Below are 15,933 nucleotides of genomic sequence, written 5' to 3' on the forward strand. Positions count from 1 at the left end.
TATGAGTCATAAACCTGAAGCTATTGTTTTTTTTGATTTAGATGGAACATTGTTTAATAGTCAAATTGATGTTTTGTCCAGTTCCCTTGATGCTATAAAAAAATTAAAACATAATAATGTTATTCCAGTGATAGCAACAGGTCGAACACCTTGTGAAGTTGCTGATTTAATGCAAAAGACTCAAATTGATTCAATTATCGGTATGAATGGGCAAGTTGTTTTATACAAAGGCGAAAAGGTTTTTACTAATAATATTGATAAAGATGTAATAATAAAAATACATCGGTATTCTAAGCAAGAAACAAATATTCCTTTATCTTTTTATAATGATGAAATGATGTGTATATCTGAGTATAGTCAACCAGCCGAGAAGTTTTATCATTATCTTAAGCAACCAGTTCCTCCTGTTGATGATCAGGTTTATTTAAAATCACCTATCCAGATGCTTTTATTACTTTGTGAATCTGGAGAAGAGCTTTATCGAGATGTTTTCCCTGAACTAACCTTTATTCGTAATACCCCTTACTGTGTTGATGTTTTTAATCATGGTGGCTCTAAAGGTTATGGTATTACTCAGTTATTAAAAAATAAAGGGTTTACCGATGTGCCAACTTATGCATTTGGTGATGGTATGAATGATTTTGAAATGTTCCTAACCGTTGATCATCCTATTGCTATGGGTAATGCAGTTGATGAATTAAAAGCAAAAGCCGAGTTTGTTACAGATACTAATAATAATGATGGTATTGCTAAAGCGTTACAAAAATTTGGGTTGATTTGATCGATATTTATATATTTTTTAGTTTATTTATAAATAACCCCCAAACACACAGCTTGGCTTGCGCCAGTTACTTCGGGAATATTTGATGGAATATTGTTGATTCGGCAATAAGCAAGCCAAGCAAAGGCTATTGCTTCCATATCGTCACCATTTACGCCTTTAGTATCCGTTGTTGATACTGACCATGATGGTAATAATGCTGATAATCTTTGCATAATAAGTGGATTTTTAGCACCTCCGCCACAGACTAAAAGCTCGCAAGGTAATTTTTTTAATATAGATAATTTGTTGATCTCATTTGCAATTGATAAAGAGGTTAATTCAACGAGCGTTGCTTGAATATCTTCTGCTTTAAAATCCGTCCCTATTAATTTTTTATGTAACCATGGTAAATTAAATAACTCTCTCCCTGTACTTTTAGGTGCTGGTATTTTGAAATAATCTTCATCAAATAATTTATTCAATAAGTCTTGATTAACTTTTCCTGTTTTTGCCCACAGTCCATTTTTATCATAGCTTTTACCTAGGTTTTGATTTATCCAGCAATCAAGCAGTACGTTTCCTGGACCTGTATCGTAACCTATAACAGTATGGTTAGGAATTAATACTGAAATGTTACTAATTCCTCCTATATTCAATACTACACAATTAATTTGTGGATCTTGTAGCACCGCTTTATGAAAAGCGGGGACCAGTGGTGCTCCTTGCCCGCCATAAGCCATATCTTTTCGGCGAAAATCAGCTATGGTGGTTATGCCTGTTTTTGCTGCGATAATATTGGCATCGGCAATTTGTAAGGTGAATGGATTTTTACCGTTTGGTGCATGGTAAATAGTTTGTCCGTGGCAACCAATTGCTTTTATTTGTTGTTTATCAATTTTATTGTCTTTTAAAAATTGATTGATACTATCGGCAAATAATTCACCAAGTTGATGGTCTAATTCACCCAAATTTTGTAATGTGGTTTGCTTTGTTTCACATAATGTTAATAGTTGCTGTTTTAAGTTGGTGGGCATTGGGTAGCAACTACTAGCTATTGATGTGACATTTTTTTCGGTAATATTAACCATAGCAATATCAATTCCATCCATGCTGGTTCCCGACATTACACCAATATATAAATTTTGCATATATCTATCCTTGTCGAATAATGTTACCTGTTTGAATATCTCTGATTTGAGATGGCTGCAATCTATTACCTGCTTTGCCTGCTAAAATTGGAAAATTTTGGCCAAATTGTTTGGCTACTTCGATGGCTTTTTTACAAGGAGGATAACTCGATAAATTAGCACTGGTTGAAACTATTGGTTTGCCATAAAGATCGCATAGTTTACAAACTAAAGGGTGATTGGTGACTCGTACTGCTATGGTGTCGAATTTACCAGTCAAAAAATAAGGTGTTTTTTTATTTTTAGGAAAAACCCAAGTAATAGGACCTGGCCAACTAGTAAGTGCTAACTGTTTTTGTTCATTGGTAATAGCTAATTCATCTACATAAGGAGTCAATTGTTGGTAATGGCTAGCAATTAAAATTAAGCCTTTATCTACTGAACGCTGTTTTAGTTGTAACAGTTTTAATACGGCTAATTCACAATCAGGATCACACCCTAGACCGAAAACGGCCTCGGTAGGGTAAGCAATCACTTCACCATTTTTTAAATAATTATTGATTTCCGATAGCGTTAATAAATTAGCCATAAATTTGAATACGAGCTGAGTACAATTGAGATTTATATTAAACTTAGGTTTTAAGTTTTGCAAATTTGCATGATTCGTGCTTTTTAAAACTGGGTAGCATTATGCCCTATGGTTATTCCCAGTTCATTTGTGGAAAATGGTTAGTTGTAAGTTCAACAACTTGTTGCATATTGATAATTTTAAGCCTTGAATCAATAATTTTGCTTATTCCTCGAGCCTCTATATCGCTGTTGATGACGTAACAGTGTTTAGTTTTTTTTATAATATCATTTAATAATGGATTATTTTGTATAGCCAGAATAACGCCATTTTGCCAGAACAATACAACATCTTGAGCTGATATTAATTGTGGATTTATGGCTGATTGGTTTGCTGTTGATATAGTATGTAGCATTATTTTCACTTTTTATACTGAAACGTATAGTTACCTGAAACTTTTTTACAAAATCAAGCTCATTTTGATTAGTACATCTTTGATGTTATTAGTATATAATAAGAACCATTTATTGAGCAAAGAATTCATCATGAAATCAGTTATTTTAAGCAATGAGCAACAAACGATTTTGTTTGGCAGCAAACTTGCCAAATTGTGTTTAAACTATTTGTCCAAGCATGATGATACGATTGTTATCTATTTAATTGGCGATCTTGGTGCAGGTAAAACAACTTTTAGTCGCGGTTTTTTGCAACAATTAGGTCATGTAGGTAACGTAAAAAGTCCAACTTATACATTAGTTGAGCCCTACCAATTTGATGATTTTTCAGTTTACCATTTTGATTTATATCGGCTTTGCGATCCAGAAGAATTAGAGTTTATGGGGATTCGTGAATATTTTTCTTCGCGATCAATTTGTTTGATTGAGTGGCCACAGCAAGCAAATGGGATCTTGCCAAGCGCTGATCTTGAAATTCATTTGACTTATTTGGCGCTTGAACGTACTGCTTGCGTTCAGGCAATAAGCGAAAAAGGCAGTGAGATTATTAATCTATCATAATTGAAATAAACAATATAAAGACAATGAAAAAACTATTCACTTTTTTTATCTTATTACTGCTTTGTAGTTCTGCCTATGCAGCTAAAGTTGTGATTGCCGTTGATGCAGGGCATGGTGGTAAAGATTCCGGCGCAATAGGGAAAAATAAGTTATATGAAAAAACAGTTACGCTTTCTATTGCTAAAAAACTTACCAATTTACTAAATAAAGATCCTAATTTTAAAGGGGTATTAACCCGTAGTAGTGATAATTTTATTTCTGTTTCACAACGCTCTGAAATCGCTAGAAAAAATAAAGCTAATTTGTTAGTTTCAGTTCACGCCGATGCTGCACCAAATCGGAATGCAACTGGTGCTTCGATCTGGGTATTGTCAACTAAGCGAGCTGACACAGAACTTGGCCGTTGGCTTGAACAAGATGAAAAACAGTCACAATTACTTGGTGGGGCAGGTGATGCGCTTAGCGATGATCATGATCCTCATTTAAGTCAAGCTGTATTAGATCTCCAATTTTCTTATTCTCAACGAGTGGGGTATGAGTTAGCAAAACAAGTATTAAAAGAAATGAAAGGGATAACAAAGCTACATAAATCTGCTCCAGAACATGCAAGCTTAGGGGTATTACGTTCACCAGATATTCCATCAATTTTAGTTGAAGTTGGTTTTATTTCTAACGAAGGTGAAGAACGCTTACTAAGTAGTAATACTCATCAAAATAAGATTGCCAAAGCTATCTATCAAGGTATAAAAAATTATGTTAAACAAAATCCAAAATTTGGAGAACAGCATTAATGGCAATTCATATTCTTTCTCCTCAATTAGCTAATCAAATTGCTGCTGGTGAGGTAGTAGAACGTCCAGCATCAGTCATTAAAGAGTTGGTTGAAAATAGCCTTGATGCGGGCAGTACTCAAATTGATATTGATCTTGAGCAAGGCGGCTGTAAATTAATTCGTATTCGAGATAATGGTTGCGGTATTGCTAAAGATGAATTAGCACTGGCGCTTGCTCGTCATGCGACAAGTAAAATCAGCAAGTTAGATGATTTAGATTCTATTATTAGCCTTGGATTTCGTGGTGAGGCGCTGGCGAGTATAAGTTCAGTTGCAAGATTGACATTAACTTCACGCACAGCTGAACAAACTGAAGCTTGGCAAGTTTATGCTGAAGGGCGAGATATGGAACCGGTGATTAAACCTGCTGCACATCCTGTTGGCTCGACTGTTGAAGTACTTGATTTGTTTTACAATACTCCTGCAAGACGCCGTTTTTTAAAAACAGAAAAAACCGAATTTATGCATATTGAGGAATTTGTTCGGCGTATTGCGCTTGCACGTCCTGATGTTACTTTTAATTTGCAGCATAATAGTAAACTTGTTAAGCAGTACCGTTCATCTACCCTTGAAAAAAGGGTAGAATTGGTATGTGGACGAGTATTTATGCAAAAAGCAGTCAAATTAGATTGGCAACATGATGATTTGTTCATTCAAGGTTGGGTAACAAGTAGTGAAGTTAGTAATTTGCAATATTTTTATGTTAATGGTCGAGTTATCAAAGATAAATTACTTAATCATGCATTGCGACAAGCCTATATAAGACGTGCTAATGAACAGCAAAGTTATGTGGTGTTTTTACAAATTGATCCAAAACAAGTTGATGTTAATGTTCACCCTGCTAAACATGAAGTCCGTTTTCATGAGGCAAGATTGGTTCATGATTTCGTTTATCAAGCTATAGTTATGGCTCTTGAATCGGATTTATCTGTAACAGATGAAAAAGTAACAATAACACCTAATCGGCAAGCAGCTGGAGAAAATATCTTTAATCAAAAGACGATTTCTAAGCCTTATCAAGCTAGTAACCAATTACCCAAAAAACCTAGTAATTATGCTAAAGAAAATGCGTTGTATGGTCAGTTAGTTAGTGTTGAATCTCCTTCTCAAAATATTGCACAACTTGAGCCAGAAAAGCCATTTTTATCGGTAGAAGAAAATGAAATAACTGAACCTCAAAAAGCGGTTATTGAATCATTATTTCCTAAACGAAATTCACCATTGCAATCACTACAACAGCAGCTTGATAATTCATTATTAGTGACATTTGGACGGGTGTTAACTATTATTCAACCTGATATTGCATTGCTTGAAAAAAATGAAGATAATCAACAAAAATTAATGTTGATGAAGTTGCCTATTGCTCAGCAAAAAGTCGTTGCTATTAAGTTATTGTCACAAGATTCTGAAAAATTGCTTATCCCATTAACAATTTTAATTAATAATAAAGAGCAGAAAATCCTTTCTTCTTATCAGCCGCAACTAAATTTTTTAGGTTTTGATTTTTATATTGATAAAGCAAAGCTGTATTTGCAAAATGTTCCTAAAATGTTGCGCACTATCAATTGGCAACAATTATTACCCGCTTTAATTGCTTTTATTTCTAATTCAAAAAATGAAGTTTTAGATCCAACGCAAATAGCGGCTTGGTTAGCTAATCAGTATTATGATAGTATTGCGAAGAACTGGAGTGTAGTAAAAGCCATTCAGTTATTAGCTCAATTAGAAAAAGTGGATATTAATCTTTTACAACAAGATTCGTTTTTATACCCAATTGATATGCAATCTTTAACTCAATCGATTTATCATGAATAAACCTAAAATTATTTTACTAATGGGGCCAACAGCATCTGGTAAAACGGCATTTGCTATGGCTCTTTATGATCGTTATCCCATTGATATTATTAGTGTCGATTCAGCTCTAATTTATCGTGGTATGGACATTGGTACTGCAAAACCAACTAAAGATGAACAACAAAAGTATCCACATAAATTGATTGATATTTGTGATCCTGCAAAAAGTTATTCGGCAGCTAATTTTAGATATGATGCCATTGTGGAAGTTGAAAAAACACTAAAAAAAGGGCGAATTCCATTGTTGGTTGGTGGGACAATGCTTTATTTTAAGGCTTTAATTGAAGGGCTTTCACCGCTTCCTGCTGCTAATAGCGAAATTCGTGGGCAAATAGAGGAAAAAGCCAAAAAATTAGGTTGGCAAGCGATTCACGAAGATCTAAAAAAAGTCGATCCAATTTCAGCTGAACGAATTCATCCTAACGATCCTCAGCGGCTTAATCGTGCTTTAGAGGTTTATTTAATTTCAGGCAAAAGTTTAACTGAACTTACAACACAAGAAAGTGGCGAAACATTACCATACGATATTATGCAATTTGCTATTATGCCGCAAGATCGTTCGCAATTACATGAACGTATTGAACAACGCTTTTTACAGATGTTGGATCAAGGATTTGAAAATGAAGTCAGAGCACTTATGCAGCGATCGGATTTACATTTAAATTTACCTTCTATGCGTTGTGTTGGATATCGTCAAATGTGGGAGTATTTAAATGGAAATACAAGTTATGATGAAATGGTTTTTAAAGGAATCTGCGCTACTCGTCAATTAGCTAAACGACAAATAACATGGCTTCGTGGTTGGAAGCAACCTATTACATGGTTGAACAACGATAATATGGATTCAATATTCCAAAACATATTTTAAGTGATAATTTTTAGAGTGGTTTAATAGTATACAATTGTAAATTTTTTCGTAGGTAAAATTATGTGTATTAATGTCAGTATTTAGTATTTTTTTTTTACCTTTTTAGTTTAAATTTATTAAAATTTTAGTTATTTGTGCATTAATTATAGTTGATTGGTTCAAGAGAAGCTTTTTTTATGTTATTTTGGTAGATACTAAAGATGTATCTGAAATAGTATGTAAAATACATTAATCATTTATAAATGTATTTATTTTATCTTAATATAATTATTTTTAAAGGATAAACTCATGTCAAAAGGGCAGTCATTACAAGATCCTTATTTAAATTTGCTTCGTCGAGAGCATATTCCTGTCTCAATCTATTTAGTTAATGGTATTAAGTTACAAGGGCAAATTGAATCATTTGATCAATTTGTGATTTTGTTAAAAAATACTGTAAGTCAAATGGTATATAAACATGCTATCTCGACAGTCGTACCATCTAGACCTATTTCTGGATTGGTATCTCAACCCGAAGATGAAAGCGAAAGCTGAATTTCTATGGAGAGTCTGATTGTTTGAGAGATATAAAGGTGGTGAATCTGCCTTATTAGTCCATGTATTCTTTCCTCAAGAGAGCAATATCGAGGATCTTAAAGAGTTTGAAATTTTGGTTTCTTCGGCTCAAATAGATATTCTCGATATTGTAACAACTTCAAGAAAAGCACCTCAAACCAAATATTTTGTAGGTGAAGGTAAAGCTCAAGAAATAGCAGAAAAAGTTAAAAAGCTCAATGCTTCTGTTATTTTAGTAAATCATTCTTTAACTCCCTCCCAAGAACGTAATCTAGAGCAATTGTGCAAATGTCGTGTTGTTGATAGAACAGGATTGATTCTTGATATTTTTGCTCAAAGAGCCAGAACACATGAAGGTAAATTACAGGTTGAGCTAGCACAGTTACAACATCTTTCGACTCGTTTAGTTAGAGGTTGGACGCATTTAGAACGTCAAAAAGGTGGGATAGGTTTACGTGGTCCAGGTGAAACTCAATTAGAAACTGATAGAAGGTTGATTCGTCAACGGATTCAATTAATTTTATCAAGACTTGCTAAAGTTGAAAAACAGCGAAATCAAAATCGTCAATCACGAAATAAAGCAGATCTATCAACAGTCTCTTTTGTTGGCTACACGAATGCAGGTAAATCAACATTATTTAATGCGTTAACAAATGCTGATGTATATGCTGCTAATCAGTTATTTGCTACACTCGATCCAACGCTTCGTCGAGTTATTGTTGATGATGTCGGTGAAGTTGTTTTAGCTGACACAGTTGGTTTTATTCGCCATTTGCCACATGATTTAATTGCGGCTTTTAAAGCAACGTTATTAGAAACTCAACAAGCTGCATTGTTATTACATGTTGTTGATGCAGCAGATCCTAATTTATTAGATAATATGCATGCTGTTGATGAAGTTTTGCACGAAATTGATGCGCACGAAATTCCAACATTACTTGTTATGAATAAAATCGACTTGATAGAAGGCAAACAACCAAGTATTGATAGAGATGAAAACGGTATACCAATTCGTGTTTGGATTTCAGCGCAAAATAGTTTAGGATTAGATCAATTATTTATTGCTTTAAAAGAAAGGCTAGCTAAGCAAATACAAGTTTGCCACTTAAACTTACCTGCTTATTTAGCAAGATTAAGAAGTCGTTTATATCAGTTAAATGCGGTAGAAAATGAATTTATTAATGAGGATGGTAGTTTTCATCTAGATGTGAGAATTCCCTCTATAGAATGGAATCGCCTCTGTAAACAAGAACCAGATCTGTTATACTTGATCAATAAGCAAAATAACAACTAATTATCAAATGGAGCATATACAATATGGCGTGGAATCAGCCCGGCAATAACGGACAAGATAACGACCCATGGGGGAATAATAAAAAAAAGCCAACTAATCATTCATCTGATGGTTTATTTGATAAAGTTAAAAAATTATTAAAAAAAAATAATTTCGGTAATAATAATGGTTCCTCTGGAATTAAATTGCCGATGAGTACAACTAAAATTATCATATCTATAATTGCTTTACTTGTTGTAGTTTGGGCGGGAAGTGGGTTTTATACCATTAACCAAAATCAACGTGGTGTAATTACTCGCTTCGGTCAAGTTCAATCTGAAATCATTCAACCAGGACTAAATTGGAAGCCAACTTTAATCAATAAAGTGTATATTGTTGATACACAGGGTATTCGAAATTTCAACGAAAAGGGACTTATTGTTACAGCTGGTGAAAATTTGGTTTTTGTTGATATAAATGTGCAATATAGTGTCAGCGATCCTTTAAAATATTTATTTAATGTCACTAATGTAGAAGATAGTTTGCGCCAAGCTGCCGATAGCGCCCTTAGAACGGTGGTGGCAAGTTCAAATATTGATGCGATAATTTCTGATGAACGTTCAGCTCTAGAACGTAGCACTAAAGATGAGTTAGTTAATATCATTAGTCCCTATGATATGGGTATTAATATTGTTAATTTGAATTTTCAAGTTGCTCGTCTACCAGATGAAGTGAAAGGTACTGACAATAAAACGCTTCATTCTCAAGACGATAGTGAGAGAGAAATCAAACAAGCTGAAGCTGATAAGGTGAAAAAAATTCAGCAAGCAGAAGAACGTTCAGCAGGAATTTTAGCTGATGCTAATGCATATAAGGTTAGAGTAGAACTTGAAGCTGCAGGTGATGTGGCCAGTTTTGAAAAAATCTTACCACAATATAAAGTAGCACCAGAAATTACTAAAGAACATTTATATATTGAAACTATGGAAAGAGTATTAACCAAAACTAATAAGATTATAGTGAATGATAAAAGTGGAAATTTGATGGTGTTACCGTTAGAAGCACTATTAAAAAATAAGAGTGAAAAAAATTCTCAAACAATGACGTTATTAAACCAAAATAGTGAATATAATTCCAATATGCTGAGCTCGTCTGAAACAGTAAAAGAACAGCCTAAATCAAAGCTGGAATTATCAAAAGAAAATAACAATAACACTAATAACACCATTAAAGTTGGCGAGACTACGCGGACTCCACGGTTTATGAAAAGATAAGGAGAAAAGCATGCGCAAATTATTGGTTCCTATAGTATTAATTTTGATTGGTGTGTTTTTTTCTAGCGCTTATGTTATTGAAGAAGGTACTCGTGGAATAGTTTTACGGTTTAATAAAATTATAGGATTATCTGAACCTGGATTACATTTTAAATTTCCAGGAATGGATAATGTAAAAATTGTTGATGCTAAAATAAAAACAATAAATAGTCCTAATAATGCCGGTCAAGAACAAAAATTTAGAACACGTGAAAATAAAGATTTAGTTGTTGATTATTTTGTACAATGGAAGATTATTGATTTTAATCGATATTATGAAACTATTGCTGCTGGTAATAGTATCGAGAACTTGTTGCTTGCTCGATCAAATGGTTGTTTAAGAACAGAAATTGAAAAATTAAATATCATTGATGTTGTTAATGATACGAATAATAACTCTCATAATTCTATAGTAACCCGTGTAAAAGATATTTTAAATAGCACGGTTAAAGAATTGGATAAAAGTAATTCGATTGAAAATCAAGCTAATAAAGATGAAAAAGCTTTAGAGGTTAATCAAGCGAGTATGAGACCTTTCGGTATTGAAGTTATTGATGTTCGCTTAAAGAAAGTTAATTTTCCTCAAGAAATGTCTAATTCTATTTATGAGAAAATGAAAGCAGAACGAAATAATGTGTTCCAAAATCAACATTTTCAAGGTGTTAAAAGAGCTGATGAAATACGAGCAGAGGCTACACTAGAAGTAACCAAAATATTATCTGAAGCTGAACGTCAATCTCGCTCTATTCGTGGTGAAGGTGATGCGAATGCAATCAAACTTTATGCTGATGCCTTTGGTAAAGATATAGAGTTTTTTAGCTTTATACGGAGGCTAAAAACTTATGAACGAAGCTTTACAGATAATGATATTGTAGTTATTAGCCCTGATAGTGAATTTTTTAAATATATGAAATTAAAATCTGATAATTAACAAAATGAGTAAATAGTCTATGAGTAATAATGTTGTTGTGTTAGGTACACAATGGGGTGATGAAGGAAAAGGTAAAGTTGTTGATTTACTTACGGAAAAAGCAAAGTATGTTGTTCGCTATCAAGGAGGGCATAATGCAGGTCATACATTAGTTATTAATGGTGAAAAAACAGTATTACACTTAATTCCATCAGGAATTTTACGTAATGATGTTATTAGCATTATTGCTAATGGTGTAGTGCTTTGTCCTGATGCTTTGATGAAAGAGATGAAAGAGTTAGAAAATAGTGGTATTCCTGTTAGGGAAAGACTCCTTATCTCTGAATCATGTCCTCTAATTTTGCCTTACCATATTGCATTAGATCAAGCTCGAGAAAAAGCTCGTGGCAATAAAGCTATTGGAACAACAGGGCGTGGTATTGGTCCTGCTTATGAGGATAAAGTTGCTCGCCGTGGACTTCGAGTTGGTGATTTACGTGATCGTCAAGCTTTTGCTGAAAAACTAAAAGATGTGATGGAATATCATAATTTCCAATTAGTCAATTATTACAAAACCGAAGCAGTAGATTATCAAAAAGTTTTAGATGCTACATTAGCTATAGCTGATATTTTAGTTGCTATGATTGCCGATATTCCTGCGCTTTTAGAAGATGCACGAAGAAAAGGTGAAAGAATTATGTTCGAAGGTGCACAAGGTACATTACTTGATATCGATCATGGTACTTATCCTTTTGTAACTTCTTCTAATACTACTGCTGGTGGTGTGGCAACGGGATCTGGTTTTGGCCCGCGTTATGTTGGCTATGTGTTAGGTATTGTTAAAGCTTATTCTACTCGTGTTGGTGCAGGCCCATTTCCTACCGAGCTGTTTGATGAAGTTGGTGAGTATCTTTGTAAACAAGGTAATGAATTTGGTGCAACAACAGGTCGTCGCCGCCGAACTGGATGGCTTGATGCAGTTGCTGTGCGTAAAGCGGTACAACTTAATTCTGTTTCAGGATTTTGTTTAACTAAGCTTGATGTGTTAGATGGGCTGAAAGAAGTAAAAATTTGTGTCGGTTACCAATTACCAAATGGTGATGTTATCAAAAATGCTCCAGCTGCCGCTGAAGACTGGAGCTTAGTTAAACCTGTTTATGAAACTATGCCAGGTTGGAGCGAATCAACTTTTGGTATTAAAAGCTATGATGCACTGCCACAAGCAGCAAAAGCTTATATCAAAAGAATTGAAGAGTTAACCGAAACACCAATTGATATTATTTCAACAGGTCCGGATCGCAATGAAACCATGATTTTACGTGATCCTTATCAAGCTTAATATTGATTAAAAAATCGGGATAATTTTCCCGATTTTTTATTTCTTGAGATATAACGATTAACTGTGTATGAGGGAATTATGGCTAAATTAGGTACTCCTTTATCACCGACTGCAACAAAAGTATTACTTTGTGGTGCAGGAGAGTTAGCTAAAGAAGTGGCGATTGAATTACAACGTTTTGGCTGTGAAGTTATTGCAGTTGATCGATACGCTAATGCGCCAGCAATGCAAGTAGCTCATCGGTATCATACTGTTAATATGCTTGATGGGGATGCTCTAAAAAAAGTCATTGAAATGGAAAATCCCGATTATATTGTTCCAGAAATTGAAGCTATTTCCACATCTACATTAGTTGAGTTGGAAAAAGAAGGATTTACTGTTATTCCAACAGCAAAAGCAACGCAATTAACAATGAATCGTGAGGGGATTCGTCGTCTTGCTGCAGAAGAATTAAAACTACCCACTTCACCTTACCGTTTCGCTGAAAACGAATTTGAATATGAACAAATGGTAAAAGAGATCGGTTTTCCATGTTTGATTAAGCCAGTTATGAGCTCTTCGGGTAAAGGTCAATCTTTATTGCGTAGTGAAGTAGATATTAAATCTTCATGGATATATGCTCAAGAGGGAGGGCGCTCTGGTGGAGGTAAAGTAATCATAGAAGGTTTTGTTGATTTTGATTACGAGATTACTTTGCTGACTGTTCGGCATATTAACGGAGTTTCATTCTGCGAACCAATTGGCCATCGTCAAGAAAAAGGTGATTATCGAGAATCTTGGCAACCTCAGCAGATGCCTGAAAAAGCATTGAAACAAGCGAAAAATATTGCAACTAAAATAACAGAAGCATTAGGTGGACGAGGGGTATTTGGTGTTGAATTATTTGTTAAAGGGGAGCAAGTATGGTTTAGTGAAGTATCACCTCGCCCCCATGATACTGGTATGGTGACATTAATTTCACAAAACCTATCTGAGTTTGCATTACATGCTAGGGCAATATTAGGATTGCCAATTCCAACTATAGAACAATATGGTGCTTGTGCATCATCAGTCTTATTAATAGAAGGTAATTCCAAACAAATAACTTTTGCTAATATTGATAAAGCATTAAGCGAACCGCAAACTGATTTACGTTTATTTGGTAAACCAGAAGTAAAAGGAACAAGAAGAATGGGAGTTGCGTTAGCTAGAGCATCGACAGTTAAAGAGGCTACTAATAAAGCTATTAATGTGACAAAACAACTAAAAATAACCCTATAATGCCTAAATTTGTGTAAAAAGCAGTCATTCAATAAAAAAAAATAAAAATTTCTAAAATAGGGGTTGACGTTCGCATGTGAAGTGAGTAATATACGCAACCCTTGAGACAGCAAACTGAATCAACGAAAGGTTGATGAAGAAGTAAAAGCTGTTAGCTCTTTAAAAAGAAGAAACAGACAATCTGTGTGGGCACTTGCGAGACAAAAGATTAAAGTCTACGGACTAAAAAAAATTAAGTCTTGATAAGTGACACTGAAGATTCATTTGAATATGTCAGAGACAGTTATTGAGCATCAAACTTTAAATTGAAGAGTTTGATCATGGCTCAGATTGAACGCTGGCGGCAGGCTTAACACATGCAAGTCGAACGGTAACATGAGTGCTTGCACTTGATGACGAGTGGCGGACGGGTGAGTAAGGTATGGGGATCTGCCGAATGGAGGGGGACAACAGTTGGAAACGACTGCTAATACCGCATAAAGTTGAGAGACCAAAGCATGGGACCTTAGGGCCATGCGCCATTTGATGAACCCATATGGGATTAGCTAGTTGGTGGGGTAAAGGCTCACCAAGGCGACGATCTCTAGCTGGTCTGAGAGGATGACCAGCCACACTGGAACTGAGACACGGTCCAGACTCCTACGGGAGGCAGCAGTGGGGAATATTGCACAATGGGGGGAACCCTGATGCAGCCATGCCGCGTGTATGAAGAAGGCCTTCGGGTTGTAAAGTACTTTCGGTGATGAGGAAGGAAGTGTATCTAATAGGTACATTAATTGACGTTAATTACAGAAGAAGCACCGGCTAACTCCGTGCCAGCAGCCGCGGTAATACGGAGGGTGCGAGCGTTAATCGGAATGACTGGGCGTAAAGGGCATGTAGGCGGATAATTAAGTTAGGTGTGAAAGCCCTGGGCTCAACCTAGGAATTGCACTTAAAACTGGTTAACTAGAGTATTGTAGAGGAAGGTAGAATTCCACGTGTAGCGGTGAAATGCGTAGAGATGTGGAGGAATACCGGTGGCGAAGGCGGCCTTCTGGACAGATACTGACGCTGAGATGCGAAAGCGTGGGGAGCAAACAGGATTAGATACCCTGGTAGTCCACGCTGTAAACGATGTCGATTTGGAGTTTGTTGCCTAGAGTGATGGGCTCCGAAGCTAACGCGATAAATCGACCGCCTGGGGAGTACGGCCGCAAGGTTAAAACTCAAATGAATTGACGGGGGCCCGCACAAGCGGTGGAGCATGTGGTTTAATTCGATGCAACGCGAAGAACCTTACCTGGTCTTGACATCCACAGAATCTTGTAGAGATACGAGAGTGCCTTCGGGAACTGTGAGACAGGTGCTGCATGGCTGTCGTCAGCTCGTGTTGTGAAATGTTGGGTTAAGTCCCGCAACGAGCGCAACCCTTATCCTTTGTTGCCATCGATTCGGTCGGGAACTCAAAGGAGACTGCCGTTGATAAAGCGGAGGAAGGTGGGGACGACGTCAAGTCATCATGGCCCTTACGACCAGGGCTACACACGTGCTACAATGGCGTATACAAAGGGAGGCGACCTCGCGAGAGTAAGCGGACCTCACAAAGTACGTCTAAGTCCGGATTGGAGTCTGCAACTCGACTCCATGAAGTCGGAATCGCTAGTAATCGTGAATCAGAATGTCACGGTGAATACGTTCCCGGGCCTTGTACACACCGCCCGTCACACCATGGGAGTGGGTTGCACCAGAAGTAGATAGCTTAACCTTCGGGAGGGCGTTTACCACGGTGTGGTTCATGACTGGGGTGAAGTCGTAACAAGGTAACCGTAGGGGAACCTGCGGTTGGATCACCTCCTTACGAAGTGCTTGTAAGTGTTCACACAGATTGTTTGTTTAGAAGAAAGAGTCACTTTATTGGGTCTGTAGCTCAGGTGGTTAGAGCGCACCCCTGATAAGGGTGAGGTCGGTGGTTCAAGTCCACTCAGACCCACCAATTCAACATAAGTTTTGCTGGTTTTGGCTTTAACGGGTTGAAGAAGTGAACACAATGGGGCTATAGCTCAGCTGGGAGAGCGCCTGCCTTGCACGCAGGAGGCCAGCGGTTCGATCCCGCTTAGCTCCACCATTAAAGAAGTCTCTTTTAAAATAAATTATGTTTGTATTTACTTGATTTAGTGGTTTAAGTGAATAGAAAGATAAAGCTCTTTAACAATTAGGAACAAGCTGAAAGAAACGAGTTCTCGTTTTTATGAAAAGCTTTTTATTATAGATTG

13 protein-coding genes, 2 tRNA genes, 1 rRNA gene and 1 pseudogene are annotated in these 15,933 nt (G+C 36.1%); 14 read left to right on the forward strand and 3 right to left on the reverse strand.

All coding sequences use genetic code 11. The annotated features are described in order from the left end of the window. Window position 1 precedes the first annotated feature (1 nt). Window positions 2–781 carry a Cof-type HAD-IIB family hydrolase gene (locus tag A9G25_RS08470; RefSeq protein ID WP_034911936.1) on the forward strand — a complete coding sequence of 260 codons (780 nt, stop codon included), beginning with the start codon at window positions 2–4 and terminating at the stop codon, window positions 779–781. 23 nt (window positions 782–804) lie between these two features. On the opposite strand, the gene A9G25_RS08475 is transcribed toward A9G25_RS08470, so the two are convergent. From A9G25_RS08475 to tusB, 3 genes are all read right to left on the reverse strand, one after another. Further along, window positions 805–1,911, reverse strand: coding sequence for an anhydro-N-acetylmuramic acid kinase (locus tag A9G25_RS08475; RefSeq protein ID WP_065626559.1), 1,107 nt, complete (start codon window positions 1,909–1,911; stop codon window positions 805–807). A 4-nt stretch (window positions 1,912–1,915) separates the two neighbouring features. Next, window positions 1,916–2,479 (reverse strand): Sua5/YciO/YrdC/YwlC family protein, encoded by a 564-nt coding sequence (locus A9G25_RS08480; RefSeq protein ID WP_065626560.1) that lies wholly within the window; start codon window positions 2,477–2,479, stop codon window positions 1,916–1,918. A 112-nt stretch (window positions 2,480–2,591) separates the two neighbouring features. Then, window positions 2,592–2,873, reverse strand: a complete 282-nt coding sequence (gene tusB, locus A9G25_RS08485; protein WP_034911926.1) for a sulfurtransferase complex subunit TusB — start codon at window positions 2,871–2,873, stop codon at window positions 2,592–2,594. 127 nt (window positions 2,874–3,000) lie between these two features. Between tusB and tsaE the strand changes: the two genes are divergently transcribed. From tsaE to A9G25_RS08550, 13 genes and pseudogenes are all read left to right on the forward strand, one after another. Further along, window positions 3,001–3,474 (forward strand): tRNA (adenosine(37)-N6)-threonylcarbamoyltransferase complex ATPase subunit type 1 TsaE, encoded by a 474-nt coding sequence (gene tsaE / locus A9G25_RS08490; RefSeq protein WP_065626573.1) that lies wholly within the window; start codon window positions 3,001–3,003, stop codon window positions 3,472–3,474. A gap of 65 nt (window positions 3,475–3,539) precedes the next feature. Next, window positions 3,540–4,244 (forward strand): annotated as a pseudogene (locus tag A9G25_RS08495) (N-acetylmuramoyl-L-alanine amidase); the annotation flags it as partial. Between the two features lie 20 nt (window positions 4,245–4,264). Next, entirely contained in the window at window positions 4,265–6,121 is a 1,857-nt protein-coding gene (gene mutL, locus A9G25_RS08500; protein ID WP_065626562.1) for a DNA mismatch repair endonuclease MutL, read from the forward strand. Further along, a complete protein-coding gene (miaA, locus tag A9G25_RS08505; RefSeq protein ID WP_065626563.1) occupies window positions 6,114–7,028 on the forward strand; it encodes a tRNA (adenosine(37)-N6)-dimethylallyltransferase MiaA in 915 nt (304 codons plus the stop codon). Before mutL ends, miaA begins: the two co-directional genes overlap by 8 nt. Window positions 7,029–7,316: 288 nt before the next feature. Beyond that, window positions 7,317–7,562, forward strand: coding sequence for an RNA chaperone Hfq (gene hfq, locus A9G25_RS08510; protein WP_065626564.1), 246 nt, complete (start codon window positions 7,317–7,319; stop codon window positions 7,560–7,562). A gap of 19 nt (window positions 7,563–7,581) precedes the next feature. Beyond that, window positions 7,582–8,877: a ribosome rescue GTPase HflX gene (hflX, locus tag A9G25_RS08515; protein ID WP_065626565.1), complete on the forward strand. Its 1,296-nt coding sequence runs from the start codon at window positions 7,582–7,584 to the stop codon at window positions 8,875–8,877. A gap of 23 nt (window positions 8,878–8,900) precedes the next feature. Then, window positions 8,901–10,130 (forward strand): FtsH protease activity modulator HflK, encoded by a 1,230-nt coding sequence (gene hflK, locus A9G25_RS08520; RefSeq protein ID WP_065626566.1) that lies wholly within the window; start codon window positions 8,901–8,903, stop codon window positions 10,128–10,130. 10 nt (window positions 10,131–10,140) lie between these two features. Beyond that, window positions 10,141–11,100 (forward strand): protease modulator HflC, encoded by a 960-nt coding sequence (hflC, locus tag A9G25_RS08525; protein WP_065626567.1) that lies wholly within the window; start codon window positions 10,141–10,143, stop codon window positions 11,098–11,100. 19 nt (window positions 11,101–11,119) lie between these two features. Continuing rightward, window positions 11,120–12,418 (forward strand): adenylosuccinate synthase, encoded by a 1,299-nt coding sequence (locus A9G25_RS08530; RefSeq protein ID WP_065626568.1) that lies wholly within the window; start codon window positions 11,120–11,122, stop codon window positions 12,416–12,418. Window positions 12,419–12,496: 78 nt separating this feature from the next. Further along, a complete protein-coding gene (purT, locus tag A9G25_RS08535; RefSeq protein WP_065626569.1) occupies window positions 12,497–13,678 on the forward strand; it encodes a formate-dependent phosphoribosylglycinamide formyltransferase in 1,182 nt (393 codons plus the stop codon). Window positions 13,679–13,980: 302 nt separating this feature from the next. Further along, window positions 13,981–15,518, forward strand: a 16S ribosomal RNA gene (locus A9G25_RS08540). A gap of 58 nt (window positions 15,519–15,576) precedes the next feature. Continuing rightward, window positions 15,577–15,653: transfer RNA gene (locus A9G25_RS08545), tRNA-Ile, on the forward strand. A 56-nt stretch (window positions 15,654–15,709) separates the two neighbouring features. After that, a tRNA-Ala gene (locus tag A9G25_RS08550) sits at window positions 15,710–15,785 on the forward strand. Window positions 15,786–15,933 lie beyond the last annotated feature (148 nt).

The sequence above is a fragment of the Gilliamella sp. Bif1-4 genome (assembly GCF_001690535.1).
Lineage (GTDB): Bacteria > Pseudomonadota > Gammaproteobacteria > Enterobacterales > Orbaceae > Gilliamella > Gilliamella bombi.

Coding starts and splice junctions, on each gene's coding strand:
- A9G25_RS08470 (WP_034911936.1), top strand. CDS start 2: ATGAGTCATAAACCTGAAGCTATTGTTTTTTTTGATTTAGATGGAACA.
- miaA (WP_065626563.1), top strand. CDS start 6,114: ATGAATAAACCTAAAATTATTTTACTAATGGGGCCAACAGCATCTGGT.
- tusB (WP_034911926.1), bottom strand. CDS start 2,873: ATGCTACATACTATATCAACAGCAAACCAATCAGCCATAAATCCACAA.
- mutL (WP_065626562.1), top strand. CDS start 4,265: ATGGCAATTCATATTCTTTCTCCTCAATTAGCTAATCAAATTGCTGCT.
- A9G25_RS08530 (WP_065626568.1), top strand. CDS start 11,120: ATGAGTAATAATGTTGTTGTGTTAGGTACACAATGGGGTGATGAAGGA.
- purT (WP_065626569.1), top strand. CDS start 12,497: ATGGCTAAATTAGGTACTCCTTTATCACCGACTGCAACAAAAGTATTA.
- hflC (WP_065626567.1), top strand. CDS start 10,141: ATGCGCAAATTATTGGTTCCTATAGTATTAATTTTGATTGGTGTGTTT.
- A9G25_RS08475 (WP_065626559.1), bottom strand. CDS start 1,911: ATGCAAAATTTATATATTGGTGTAATGTCGGGAACCAGCATGGATGGA.
- A9G25_RS08480 (WP_065626560.1), bottom strand. CDS start 2,479: ATGGCTAATTTATTAACGCTATCGGAAATCAATAATTATTTAAAAAAT.
- hfq (WP_065626564.1), top strand. CDS start 7,317: ATGTCAAAAGGGCAGTCATTACAAGATCCTTATTTAAATTTGCTTCGT.
- hflK (WP_065626566.1), top strand. CDS start 8,901: ATGGCGTGGAATCAGCCCGGCAATAACGGACAAGATAACGACCCATGG.